We start from the raw sequence: 12,169 nt of genomic DNA, 5'->3' as shown, positions 1-12,169 counted from the left end.
GCTACCGTAGGCGGCGTGCTGGCCGAGATGCGCATCCAGGGCCTCGGAGTCATCGAGGACGCCCTGCTGGAACTGCACGCGGGCTTCACCGTCGTGACCGGTGAGACGGGTGCGGGCAAGACCATGGTCGTCACCGGGCTGCACCTGCTGTCCGGGGGCCGGGCCGAGGTGTCCAAGGTCCGGACGGGAATGCTCAAGGCGTTCGTCGAAGGGCGGTTCACCTACGCCGGCGTCGAAGGCGCCGAGCGGATCGTCGCCGATTCGGGTGCGGACGTCGACGAGGACGGCAGCGTGATCGCGTTGCGCGCGGTCGCCGTCGACGGACGCTCGCGCGCCCACCTCGGCGGCCGGTCCGTGCCCGTCGGCGTGCTCGCCGAGCTGTCCGAGCAGCTGATCGCCGTCCACGGGCAGAACGACCAGCTGCGCCTGCTGCGCCCGGCCGAGCAGCGCGCGGTCATCGACCGGTTCGCCGGCGACGCCGTGGCGAAACCGCTGCGCGCCTACCAGGAGATCCGGTCGGAGTGGCTGGCGGTGATCGCCGAGCTCACCGAGCGGTCGACGCGCTCGCGGGAGATGGCCCAGCAGGCCGACCTGCTGAAACACGGGCTGACCGAGATCGACGCCGTCGCGCCGGAACCGGGCGAGGACGACGAGCTCACCGCGCAGATCAAGCGGCTCGCGGCGGTCGACGAGCTGCGCGCGGCCGCGACCGAGGCGCACGTCGCGGTGTCCGGCTCCCCGGACGGCGACCCGGACGCGCCGGGCGCGCTGGGCCTGGTCGGGGAGGCACTGCGGCGCCTCTCGACCTCCGAGGACTCGGTGCTGCGCGAGCTGGCGCCGCGGCTGGAAGAGGCGTCGGTGCTGCTTTCCGACGTCGGGGCCGAGCTGGGCACCTACGTCGAGACGCTGGACGCCGACCCGGCCCTGCTGGAGAAGGTGCTGGCCCGCCAGGCCGACCTCAAGCGGCTCACGCGCAAGTACGCCGCGGACGTCGACGGCGTGCTCGCCTGGGCCGACGACGCCCGGCGCCGGCTGGAAACCATGGACACCTCGGAAGAGGCGCTCGCCGAGCTGGCACTGCGGCGCGACCAGCTCGCGATCCAGCTGGCCGCGCACGCCGCCGAGGTGTCGGGTGCCCGCGAGACGGCCGCGGCGGAGCTGGCCGCGGAGATCACCCGCGAGCTGTCCGGGCTGGCGATGGGCCAGGCGGCGATCGAGGTGACGGTCGAGCAGCGCCCCGCCGAGCACGGCGACACACACGCGCTGACGATCGACGGCCGCGCGGTGCACGCGGGCCCGGACGGCGTCGACGACGTCGAGCTGCTGCTGCGCGCGCACGACGGCGCCCCGCCGCTGCCGGTGCACAAGGCCGCCTCGGGTGGTGAGCTGTCGCGGGTGATGCTCGCGATCGAGGTCGTCCTCGCGCACGCGGACACCGTGCAGACCCTGGTGTTCGACGAGGTCGACGCCGGGGTCGGCGGCCGCGCGGCGGTCGAGATCGGCAGGCGGCTGGCCCGGCTGGCGCGCACCCACCAGGTCCTGGTGGTCACGCACCTGCCGCAGGTCGCCGCGTTCGCCGACCAGCACCTGGTGGTGGACAAGGGCCACAGCGGCGGCGTGACGCGCAGCGGCGTGAAGAACCTCGCGCCGGCGGAGCGGGTCAGCGAGCTGGCCCGGATGCTCGCCGGCCTGGACAACGAGACGGGCCGCGCGCACGCCGAGGAACTGCTCGCGACGGCCGAAAAGGACAAGGCCGAGTTCGCGCCGAAGCGCAAGCGGGCCAAGAAGAAGTAGCCGCTGGGGCACCGGGGTGCCCCAGCGAGCGCCGGTTCAGCAGGCGTCGGGGTCCTCGACGCCCGGCGGCGGGGTGAACAGCTGCTCGAAGGTCTGGTCGACGAGCTCGAGCACGTTGCCGAACGGGTCCTCGCAGAAGCAGAACCACGATTCCGGCCCGACCTGGTGGATCTTGCTGCGCTGGCGGCCGCCGAACAGCGTGATGCGCTTGGCGGTCTCCTCGACGTTTTCGACCGTGAAGCAGATGTGGAAGATGCCGGTGCGCCAGTAGTCGAAGTTCTCGACGCGCCGCTCGGCGACCGGGCCGGTGAACTCGAACAGCTCGATCCCGGTGCCGCCCGGCATCACCAGGTGCGCGATCCGGGCGCTCTGCCACCCCTCGCCGTAGATGTCGGACGCGGGCCCGCCGCCGGGCGCGTCGCTGCTGATCGCGAACGGGCCGAGCAGCAGCTTGAGCCCGAAGACGTGCTGGTACCAGCCGACCGCGCGGTCGAGGTCGGTCACGGACAGGGCGGCGTGGTTGAAGCCGGTTCGCACCGCGGGCCGCGGGAGGCCCTCGAGCGCGGCGGCGATGCGCGGCGCCGGGACGTCGGGCAGGGTGGGAACGCCCGGCACCGCGCCGGTTCCGGCAACGCCGGCATCGCTGGACAGCATGGGCAGACTCCTGGGTGGCGTGAAAAACTGGTGGCACAATGCGATCGCCCCCCCACGAGGATGCATTGCACAGCCGTCGGCTGTGCGACCCAGTATCCGGCGTACTCGCGATTAATCTTCCTGAGAATTGTGGCAGCCTTCAGGTACGGGGTGAGAACTTACAGTCACCACTGCGGCAAATGGCCCAGGACACGGCCTTTCGCCTGCTGGGAGCGTGGTCTGTCAGTTTCCAACAAGAATTCCGGAAGGTGCCCGGCAACGACGAAAGCGCCTTGGGTAAATGAATAGTAAAAAGCGCTCCGGGAAATCGAGTACCCGTCGGGTGAAATGATCGAATCCGGTTCGGCTCCCGAGCTCGCGGGGACCCGGGCCGCCCGGTGGACGATCTCGAACTCCTATCCGATCGGCTTCCTTCCCGCCGGGGTGCGGTCGACCGCTTATGGTGGTGAGGCGGACAACCTGCCGCTCGATGGCGGAGATCAGGCAGGCGCACGACGACCTGGAGCACAACCGGACGGCGGGCAGGCCCGTCGTGCTGACCGGCCGAGCGGAGGGAGCCGCCCGTGATCCTGCCGCCGCCCGCCGATGTCGAAGCGCAGCTGGCCGCCGCCCGGCGGGACGGCGACCTCGATCGTTACCTCGGCCTGCTCGCCGGGGAAGAGCTGTTCGTGCCGATCCGGCGGGTGGACGCCCGCAGCATCCTCGACGAGCGGGCGGAGACCTTCCCGAACGTCTACCACGAGACCGGCGGCGACGAGTTCCTGCAGGTCTTCACCCGCGGCGCGCTGCCCGACCTGGGGCCGGACGTCGTGGCGATGAGCGGCGCGCTCGACTGGGCAGTTGACGGCGTCGGGCGGCACGAGCGCGTGGTGTTCAACCGCGGCACCCGCGGCGAGTGGCGGCTGCCGGGCGCGACGCTGCAGCCGTGGCTCGACGCGCACGCCGACGACGTCACGCCGCTGGAAGAGCAGGTCGAGCGGCTGATCACCGCGCCGTACGGGCACCTCGAAGGGCCGATCGCGCACGCGCTGGCCTGCGGCGCGCACCTGGCCGTGCTCAACGCGGCACCCTGGAACCTCCTGGACGCCCGCTACCACGACTACGTCGCCGAGGTGCGGGCCCTGCGCGACTGGTGGGGCGTGCCCGACCCGCCCGGCTGGCGCGCGACCATGACCGGCCTGATCGGCGACGGCTACGCGCTGACGCCCGGCAACCTGGTCCTCATGCTGCGCCTGCGGTTCGCCGCCGAGTACGGCCTGCCGGGCGCCGAGTTCGACCCGCTGACCTGGGCGCAGCTGGTGGACCGGTGGTGTACCGAGAACGACGCCGCCGACCAGGCCGAGGAGCTGCGGGACACCGTCCGCCGGGTGTCCCGGTACGAGCGGCGGTTGCGCGCCGACGGCCTGGTCGACGGGGACGGGTGCGTGACGACGGCGCTGTCGTGGGACATCGGCCGCGCGGTCGCCATCGCGCGCGCCGGGCTGGCGGCCGGCTACTGCGACGCGCTGAGCGCCGAGCTGATGGTCCTCGAAGCCGGATCGCTGGCCCGCCGCTACCACCAGTCATGGGCCGACCTGTCGGCGGGATACGTCATGGGCCGGGTGCTGCACGGCGGCGAAGACGACTTCGGCGAGTGGTACCCGGCGGCCGTGCGCGTCCACCACCAGCTCCTTCAGGACCCGGCGAGCCCCTGGTTGAACCTCGATTTCGGCTCGCTGTCGGAGGAGTCCGAAGCCTGACCCGCGCGGGGGAGGGCGACCGGGCTCACCACAACGAGTCACGGCGGCTACGGCGTGGCGAGCATCGTCCCACGAGCAAATTTGTCACCATCGGCCACATGAAGCTCACGGGTCTGCTCACGCGGAATCAGGAACCCCTGCCGGGGATCACCGGGGTCGCCCGGGTGGACCGCCGGACCCGGGAGCTGCTGCGCCGGATCAGTCCCGGCGACATCGTCGTGCTCGACCAGCTGGACCTCGACCGGGCGACGGCCGACGCCCTCGTCGAGGCCGAGGTCGCCGGCGTGGTCAACGCGTCGCCGTCGATCTCCGGCCGGTTCCCGAACATGGGACCGGAGATCCTCGTCGCGGCCGGCATCCCGCTCGTCGACTCGGTCGGCGGCGAGCTGCTGCGCTCGATCAAGGACGGCACGAAGCTGCGGCTGCTCGACGGCGTCGTCTACATCGGCGAGCGGCAGGTCGCCTCCGGTATCGAGCAGACCGCCGAGAGCGTCGCCGACCAGATGATCGAGGCCAAGGCCGGGATGTCGACGCAGCTGGAGGCGTTCTCGGCGAACACCATCGAGTTCCTGCGCCGCGAACGCACGCTGATCCTCGACGGCGTCGGCGTCCCGGAGCTGAAGGTGCCGCTGCGGGACCGGCACGTGCTGGTCGTCGCGGGCGGCAACGGGCACGCCGAGGACCTCAAGAAGCTCAAGAAGTACATCGCCGAGCACCGCCCGGTCATGATCGGGGTCGACGCCGGCGCCGACACCCTGCGCGTGCAGGGCTACAAGCCGGACGTCGTGGTCGGCGACCCGACGGGCATCGGCACCGCGACGCTGCGCGGCGGCGGCGAGGTCGTCGTGCCCGCCGCGCCGGACGGGCACGCCCCCGGCGTCGAGCGGATCCAGGACCTCGGCATCGGCGCGGTGACGTTCCCGGCGTCGGGCAACGCCGAAGACCTCGCGCTGCTGCTGGCCGACGCGCACGGCGCCAGCCTGGTCGTGACCGTCGGCTTCCAGGCCACGCTGCGCGAGTTCCTCGACCACGGCCGGTCCGGCTCGAACCCGTCGACGTTCCTGACGCGGCTGAAACTCGGCACGAAGCTCGTCGACGGCAAGGCGGTGGCGACGCTGCACCGCAACCGGGTGTCGATCGGGGCGGTCGTCCTGCTCGTGCTCGCCGCGGTCGTGGTGGTCGCCGCGGCCCTGCTGGTGTCCGATGTGGGCTCCGTCTACCTGGACTGGCTCAAGGGCACCTGGAACTCGTTCACCGCCTGGGTCAAGGGACTGTTCACGTGATTTCGCTGCGGTACCACGTCGTTTCCATCGCCGCCTGCTTCCTCGCGCTGGCCGTCGGCGTCGTGCTCGGCTCGACGGCGCTCAACGGCACGCTGCTGTCCGGGCTGGCGGGGGAGAAGAAGGACCTCGGCACCCAGGTCGCCGACCTGGAGGCGCAGCGCAACGCGCTCAACGCCCGGCTGGCCGACGCCGACGCCTTCGCCGGCTCGATGGGTCCGAAGGTCGTGGCCGGCACGCTGGACAAGCGGTCGGTGGTGCTCGTGACGACCGAGGACGCGCGCCCGGCCGACCGCGACGCGCTCAAGCAGCTGATCGGCCAGGCCGGTGCCGCGGTGACCGGTGAGGTGCAGCTGACCGCGGCGTTCGCCGACCCGGAGAAGGCCGACCAGCTCCGCGACGTCGTCACGCGGCTGCAGCCGGCCGGCTCGAAGTTCCCGACGGCGGGGGACTCCGGCACGCTCGCCGGCGCGCTGCTCGGCTCCGTGCTGCTGCTGGACAAGACCACGGCGAAACCGCAGTCCTCGGGCGAGGAACTGGCGGCGGCGCTGGGCGGGCTCACCGACGGCGGGTTCGTCAAGGCGGGCCAGGACGTCAAGCCGGCGCAGCTGGCGATCGTGCTCACCGGCGCGCAGGCGAGCGGCGACGGCGCGGGCGACCGCGCGGCGACGATCGCCCGGTTCGCCACGCAGCTCGACCGCGGCGGCGCGGGCACGGTCCTGGCGGGCGACCCCGGTTCGGCGGACGGCACCGGCGCGCTGGGCGTGGTCCGCGCCGACACCTCGGCGACGTCCATCCTGTCCACAGTGGACAACATCGACTCCTCGGCGGGCCGGGTGAGCGCGGTGCTGGCCCTGAAGGAGCAGCTCGACGGCGGCGCGGGCCGCTACGGCGTGGCGGGCAACGCGCAGGCACCGGCCCCGGGCGTCACCGCACCGGCCGGCAACTGACGCTCACGCGCGGCCTGGCCAGGTGCGCCGCTTGGCCAACGGCCGCGCGTACGAACCCGCGCGGCTCGTCTTCAACCCCAGCGCCACCAGCGACTCCGCGAGCCGGACCGCGGCCGCGACGCCGTCGATGACCGGGATGTCCAGCATCGTCGCGATTCTCCGGTCCAGCCCGGTCATCCCGGCACACCCGAGCACCAGCACCTCCGCCCCGGCGTCGCGGGCGCGGCGGCCGGCGGTGAGCAACGCCGACTCCGTGCGGCGTTCGTCGCTCAGCTCCAGCACGCCGAGGCCGGCGCCGGTGACCGTGACGCAGTTCTGCGCGACGCCGGCGGCGTGCAGGCTGTCCTCGATCAGCCCGCACGTCCGGTCCAAAGTGGTCACCACGCCGTAGCGGCGGCCCAGCAGGCACGCTAGGTGCGCGGCGGCCTCGGTGATGTCCACGACCGGGACGTCCAGCAGCTCGCGCGCGCCTTCGCGGCCGTGCTCGCCGAACCCGGCGAGCACGACGGCGTCGAACGGTTCGTCCAGGCCGCGCAACAGGTCCAGGACCGCCGCCGCGGACAGGAAGCTGTCCAGCCAGCCCTCCGCGGACTCGGGTCCCCAGCGAGGCGTCCGCGCCAGGATCTCCGTGCCGGGGCTCGCGGCCGCGCGGGCCCCGGCTTCGATCTCCTTCGTCATCGTCTCGGTGGTGTTGCAGTTGGTGACGACGATCCTCATCGGTGCTTCCTCGACACCGCGTAATACAGGGCCGCGGACGACGCCGTGCCGATGAACCACGAGTACGGCGCGGCCGGAGCGAAGAACGGCACCAGCGCGATCACCGCGGCCAGCGTGGCGGTCGGGAAGAACGTCACCAGCGCACGCGGGTTCACGCGCGGGTAGATCCCGCCGTCGACGAACAGCTGGGCGACGTCGACCTTGCCGCGCCGGATCAGGTAGTAGTCGACGATCATGATGCCGAACAGCGGGCCGAGGAACGCGCCGAGCCCGCCGAGGAAGTAGTTGACCACCGCCGGCGAGGAGTACAGCTTCCACGGCAGCACGCACAGCGCCGCGACCGCGCTGATCATCCCGCCGATGGTGAAGGTGATCCGCTTCGGCCAGATGTTGGCCAGGTCGTAGGCGGGGGAGACGAAGTTCGCGACGATGTTGACGCCCATGGTCGCCACCGCGAACGTCAGCGCGCCGATGATGAGCACCGGCGTGTTGTCCACCTTGGCCAGCAGTTCGGCCGGGTCGGTGATCGCTTCGCCGAACACCTGCATGCTGCCCGCGGTGACGACGACCGACAGCAGCGCGAACGCCGTCGAGTTGATCGGCAGGCCCCAGAAGTTGCCGCGCTTCACGGTCTTCTGGTCCGGGGCGAACCGCGAGAAGTCGCAGAAGTTCAGCATGAGCGTGCCGTAGGTGGCCAGGATGAGCCCGGCCGCGCCGAACCACTGGCGGATCTGCTCCCCGGTGGACAGCTGCTTCGGGCTGCTGGTGAAGGAGATGTTCCAGTGGCCGGCGGCGAGGATCCAGACGGCGAGGGCGATCATCACGACCCAGATCGCCGGGCCGCACCAGTCCTGGAACTTGCGCACCGACTCCATGCCACGGGTCAGGATCAGCGCCTGCACCGCCCACAGCGCGACGAAGCAGATCCAGCCGAGCGCGTGCAGGCCGAGGAAACCGTGCTCGGTCAGGGGTTTCAGGCCCGGGTCGATGGCGAGCACGAGCAGCGTGATGGCGACGCTCGCGAGGTAGGTCTGGATGCCGTACCAGAAGATCGCGATGATCGCGCGGATCAGCGCGGGCAGGTTGGCGCCGAAGGTGCCGAAGCTGATCCGCGCCACGACCGGGAACGGCACGCCGGTGCGCTGGCCGATCCGGCCCATCAGGTTCATGCCGAAGTAGATGATGATGAACCCGAACAGCAGGGCGGTGAACACCTGCCAGGCCGACAGGCCGAGCACGAACAAGCCGGCGGCGAAGGTGTAGTTGCCGAGGTTGTGCACGTCGGACATCCACAGCGCGAAGATGTCGTAGACCTTCCACCGGCGTTCCTTCGCCGGGGCCAGGTCTTCGTTCCAGAGGCGGGGATCCGGCGGGGTGGTCGTCTCTTGCGAGGGTTCGGTGAGCGGGGCGGCGGTCATGCGTGCCTCCGGTCGACGTGCGGTGACGGCGATTTGGGATACCAAACTTTGGAATCCCAAATATCGCCCCGGGGTCCGCCCGAGTCAACCCTCCGGCCGATAAACTCGTGTTACGGCCGGTTACGGCGGTGTTGAAGGAGGGGGAGCGGTGAACGAGCGGCAACCCCTCGCGGCCACCCGGCAGCGGGTCCGCGAGGAGCTGCGCGAACGGATCCTGACCGGACGGCTCCGCCCGGGCGACAGACTGGTCGAGCGCGAGCTGGCCGAAGACCTCGGCGTCTCGCGGGTGCCGGTCCGCGAGGCCATCCGCAGTCTCGAGGCCGAAGGCTTCGTCGTCGTCCAGTCACCGCGCCGGGTCGTCGTCCGCCAGCTCGCGCGGGTCGACGTCGAGGAGCTGTTCGACGTCCGGGAGGCCCTCGAAGGGCTGGCCGCCGGGCTCGCCGCGGCGCGGGCCGGTGCGGCCGAGCGCAAGCAGCTCGAGCGCACCCTGGCCGAAGCCGCCCGCGCGACCACCCGCGGCGACGTGGCCCGCATCCCGGCGCTCAACTCGCGCTTCCACGACGAGATCATCGCCATCGCGGGCAACGCGCTGCTCGACACGATGCTGCAGCCGCTGGCGGGCCGGCTGCGCTGGCTCACGAACCAGAACGAGCGCTGGGCGAGCCTGCTCGAGGAGCACCGCCGGCTCTACGAGGCGATCGCGTCGGGGGACGCGGAGCGCGCGAAGGCGTCCGCGGTCGAACACGTGCGCGTGAACCGTGAGGTGACGCTGCGTTTGCTCTTCGGCGATGAAACCGGGGAGCGGCCCGCGGGCTGAGGTCCGCCCGGTTTGGCGAGAAAGCACGCGGGCGCCCGGTTTTCAGCCATTCGCACCAACGGTGACACGACTTTGGTCTGTGTCACGCCGCCGAACGGCTGCTTACGGTCTTCGGTCACCGGTCCCGCCGACCGGGGTCCCCACCGCCTCCGGAGGTTCACTGTGCGTAGAGCAGCAGTCTTCGCCGCCGCCTTCACCCTCGCCCTCACCACCGCCGGCGTCGCCCAGGCGGCGCCGGCCCAGCGCGGCCACGCCCAGCGCGTCTGCTCGGTCGCACCCACCGGGTTCGCCGCCTGCAACGCCTGGCTCGACACCGACCACGTCACCGCCGCCGCGGCGGCCGCCACGCCGTCCGGGTTCGGCCCGGCCGACCTGCTCTCCGCCTACAACCTCGGCTCGCTCGCGAGCAGCGCCGGCGCCGGTCGCACGATCGCCATCGTCGACGCCTACGACGCCCCGACCGCCTTCGCCGACGTCAACGTCTACCGCGCCCAGTACGGCATCCCCGCGCTGGCGTCCTGCACGCCGTCGTCGATCAACGCCAGCACCACCCCGTGCTTCGCCAAGGCCGACCAGAACGGCGGCACCGGCTACCCGCGCAAGGACGGCGGCTGGGCCCAGGAGATCTCCCTCGACCTCGACATGGCCTCGGCGATCTGCCCGAAGTGCAACGTGCTGCTGGTCGAAGGCACGTCGTCGAGCTTCGCCGACCTCGGCACGGCGGTGAACACGGCCGTCCGGCTGGGGGCCGAGGTCGTCAGCAACAGCTACGGCGGCAGCGAGTTCTCGAGTGAGGCGAGCGCCGAAGGCCAGTACTTCAACCACCCCGGCGTGGCGATCACGGTCAGCTCCGGCGACGCCGGGTACGGCGCCGAGTTCCCGGCCGCCTCGCGGTACGTCACCGCCGTCGGCGGCACCAGCCTGAAGAAGGCGTCGAACACCCGCGGCTGGAGCGAGACGGCGTGGAGCGGCGCGGGCAGCGGCTGCTCGGCGTACATCACCAAGCCGTCGTGGCAGGCCGACAGTGGCTGCGGCAAGCGCACGGTCGCCGACGTCAGCGCCGTCGCCGACCCGGCCACCGGCGTCGCCGTCTACGACAGCACGGCCTACCAGGGCCGCTCCGGCTGGATGGTGTTCGGCGGCACGAGCGTCGCGGCTCCGGTCGTCGGCGGTGTGTACGCCCTGGGCGGTGTCGGCGGCGTCACGGGCGCCAACACTGTGTACTCGCACACATCGTCGCTCAACGATGTGAGCGGCGGCAGCAACGGCTCCTGCGGCGGCAGCTACCTCTGCACCGCCGTGACCGGCTACGACGGCCCGACCGGGCTCGGCACCCCGAACGGAGCCACCGCTTTCTGAGTGCCCGGCGCGTAAGGGCCATCACGCGAGCGGCGTCACGCCCGCGTGGTGGCCCTTCACGCTGAGCATTAACATGATCACGGTAATCACGCAGCCCCAGCAAAAGTGGCATATCCGACATGTCCCAGGAGCTCCGCCAACAGGCGCTTCCCAGCAGCTTCATGGGAAATTCACAGAATGGGTGGCAAGTCTGACAACGTGAACCACGCCGACGACGGTGCCGGATCGGCGGCACGATGACGACTGCCCAGGCCACGCTCGAGGCCCCCGCCCGCGCCACCAGACCGGGCGGCAAGGCGCCCTACCTCCACCAGATCGACCTGTTCCGGTTGATCACGTTCGCCTGCGTCATCCTCATCCACGTGGTGGGCGCGACGAACTTCGCGCAGGACGTCGGCGCCAACGCCGTCGAGACGCCGCTGCACTTCACCCGTGAGGCCTTCTTCGCGCTCACCGGGTTCGTGCTCGTGTTCCAGAACCGCCGCCGCGAGTTCACCGCCGGCGACTTCTGGCGGCGGCGGCTCCCGCTGGTTGCGACGCCCTACCTGGCGTGGTCGATGTTCTTCTGGGCGTACGCGCTGGTGACCGGGGAGCAGCAGCCGGGCTCGCTCGAGGCGTCGATGCGCCTGCTGCTCAAGGACCTCGTCACCGGCGGGGCCTGGTACCACCTGTACTTCCTGCTCGTGACGATGCAGGTCTACCTGCTGTTCCCGGTGCTGATGAAGGTGCTGCGGGCGACCGAGGGCAGGCACAAGTGGCTGCTGCTCGGCAGCGGCCTGCTGCAGGTCGGCGTGACGCTGTTCATGACGTACCAGCCGTTCGGCGTGAGCTACGAGACGATCACCCACCTGTACGGCACGATCCTGCCGTACCAGTTCTACACGCTGTTCGGTGCCGTGGTGGCCATGCACTTCGAGACCGTGCACGCCTGGGTGGGCCGGCACCGGCTGCTGCTCGGCGGCGCGCTCGTGGCGGTGCTGGCGGGCACCGAGTGGTTCTACTTCCGGACCGTCCACAATGGAACGTTCCCGCAGGTGGCCAGCGACCCGTTCCAGCCGTACCTGATCCCGTGGTTCCTCGCCGTGATCGCGGCGATCTACGCGTTCGCCACGCGGTGGGCGGCCCGCCGCCGCGAAGGCAGCCGCGGCGCCCGGCTGGTCTCGTGGGCGGCGAACCGGTCGTTCAGCATCTTCCTGGTGCACCCGCTCGCCCTGGCCCTGCTCGGCCCGGCGATCCCGCACGTCGCGGAGCGGTTCGGCGCGCCGTGGCTGAGCGTGATCATCTACGGGGGGACGATCGCCCTGACCGTCGGAATCGTCGAGGTCCTGCGGCGGCTGCCGGGCAGCCGGGCGCTCACGGGCCGGCCGCGGCTGCGTCCGGCGAAGGTGGCGGCCTGACCTCACCCGCACGGGTGGCGTCGGTCATAACGGACGGCTCGGGC

At 71.5% G+C, this 12,169-nt stretch carries 10 protein-coding genes; 7 read left to right on the top strand and 3 right to left on the bottom strand.

Annotated elements, in window-relative coordinates; translation table 11 throughout:
• Nucleotides 1-15: 15 nt before the first annotated feature.
• Nucleotides 16-1,794 carry a DNA repair protein RecN gene (recN, locus tag BLW76_RS33530; protein ID WP_167385036.1) on the top strand — a complete coding sequence of 593 codons (1,779 nt, stop codon included), beginning with the start codon at nucleotides 16-18 and terminating at the stop codon, nucleotides 1,792-1,794.
• A 36-nt stretch (nucleotides 1,795-1,830) separates the two neighbouring features.
• Here the strand turns inward: recN and BLW76_RS33525 are convergent, their stop codons facing one another.
• Complete coding sequence (locus BLW76_RS33525) at nucleotides 1,831-2,448, bottom strand: VOC family protein (protein WP_091315048.1); 618 nt, start codon at nucleotides 2,446-2,448, stop codon at nucleotides 1,831-1,833.
• Between the two features lie 563 nt (nucleotides 2,449-3,011).
• On the opposite strand from BLW76_RS33525, the gene BLW76_RS33515 reads away from it, so the two are divergent.
• The 3 genes from BLW76_RS33515 (at nucleotide 3,012) to BLW76_RS33505 (ending at nucleotide 6,417) form a co-directional block, all read left to right on the top strand.
• Nucleotides 3,012-4,187 (top strand): DUF1266 domain-containing protein, encoded by a 1,176-nt coding sequence (locus tag BLW76_RS33515; protein ID WP_091315046.1) that lies wholly within the window; start codon nucleotides 3,012-3,014, stop codon nucleotides 4,185-4,187.
• A 98-nt stretch (nucleotides 4,188-4,285) separates the two neighbouring features.
• Nucleotides 4,286-5,470: a putative cytokinetic ring protein SteA gene (steA, locus tag BLW76_RS33510; protein ID WP_091315043.1), complete on the top strand. Its 1,185-nt coding sequence runs from the start codon at nucleotides 4,286-4,288 to the stop codon at nucleotides 5,468-5,470.
• Nucleotides 5,467-6,417: a copper transporter gene (locus BLW76_RS33505; protein ID WP_091315040.1), complete on the top strand. Its 951-nt coding sequence runs from the start codon at nucleotides 5,467-5,469 to the stop codon at nucleotides 6,415-6,417. Before steA ends, BLW76_RS33505 begins: the two co-directional genes overlap by 4 nt.
• Nucleotides 6,418-6,420: 3 nt before the next feature.
• On the opposite strand, the gene BLW76_RS33500 is transcribed toward BLW76_RS33505, so the two are convergent.
• Both BLW76_RS33500 and BLW76_RS33495 read right to left on the bottom strand, forming a co-directional pair.
• Entirely contained in the window at nucleotides 6,421-7,134 is a 714-nt protein-coding gene (locus tag BLW76_RS33500; RefSeq protein ID WP_091315038.1) for an aspartate/glutamate racemase family protein, read from the bottom strand.
• Nucleotides 7,131-8,552, bottom strand: a complete 1,422-nt coding sequence (locus tag BLW76_RS33495; RefSeq protein ID WP_091315036.1) for an NCS1 family nucleobase:cation symporter-1 — start codon at nucleotides 8,550-8,552, stop codon at nucleotides 7,131-7,133. Before BLW76_RS33495 ends, BLW76_RS33500 begins: the two co-directional genes overlap by 4 nt.
• A 148-nt stretch (nucleotides 8,553-8,700) precedes the next feature.
• On the opposite strand from BLW76_RS33495, the gene BLW76_RS33490 reads away from it, so the two are divergent.
• The 3 genes from BLW76_RS33490 to BLW76_RS33480 all read left to right on the top strand — a co-directional run bounded on the left by BLW76_RS33490 (nucleotide 8,701) and on the right by BLW76_RS33480 (nucleotide 12,125).
• The gene (locus tag BLW76_RS33490; RefSeq protein ID WP_091315034.1) at nucleotides 8,701-9,369 is read left to right on the top strand and encodes a GntR family transcriptional regulator; all 669 of its coding nucleotides are present in this window, start codon (nucleotides 8,701-8,703) and stop codon (nucleotides 9,367-9,369) included.
• A gap of 162 nt (nucleotides 9,370-9,531) precedes the next feature.
• Entirely contained in the window at nucleotides 9,532-10,728 is a 1,197-nt protein-coding gene (locus tag BLW76_RS33485; RefSeq protein ID WP_091315031.1) for a S53 family peptidase, read from the top strand.
• 236 nt (nucleotides 10,729-10,964) lie between these two features.
• A complete protein-coding gene (locus tag BLW76_RS33480) occupies nucleotides 10,965-12,125 on the top strand; it encodes an acyltransferase (RefSeq protein WP_091315029.1) in 1,161 nt (386 codons plus the stop codon).
• Nucleotides 12,126-12,169: the final 44 nt, after the last annotated feature.

Source organism: Amycolatopsis tolypomycina, from assembly GCF_900105945.1.
GTDB classification, from domain to species: domain Bacteria; phylum Actinomycetota; class Actinomycetes; order Mycobacteriales; family Pseudonocardiaceae; genus Amycolatopsis; species Amycolatopsis tolypomycina.
This window is presented reverse-complemented; position numbering and strand designations above follow the sequence as displayed.

Coding starts and splice junctions, on each gene's coding strand:
- BLW76_RS33500 (WP_091315038.1), bottom strand. CDS start 7,134: ATGAGGATCGTCGTCACCAACTGCAACACCACCGAGACGATGACGAAG.
- steA (WP_091315043.1), top strand. CDS start 4,286: ATGAAGCTCACGGGTCTGCTCACGCGGAATCAGGAACCCCTGCCGGGG.
- BLW76_RS33480 (WP_091315029.1), top strand. CDS start 10,965: ATGACGACTGCCCAGGCCACGCTCGAGGCCCCCGCCCGCGCCACCAGA.
- BLW76_RS33495 (WP_091315036.1), bottom strand. CDS start 8,552: ATGACCGCCGCCCCGCTCACCGAACCCTCGCAAGAGACGACCACCCCG.
- BLW76_RS33525 (WP_091315048.1), bottom strand. CDS start 2,448: ATGCTGTCCAGCGATGCCGGCGTTGCCGGAACCGGCGCGGTGCCGGGC.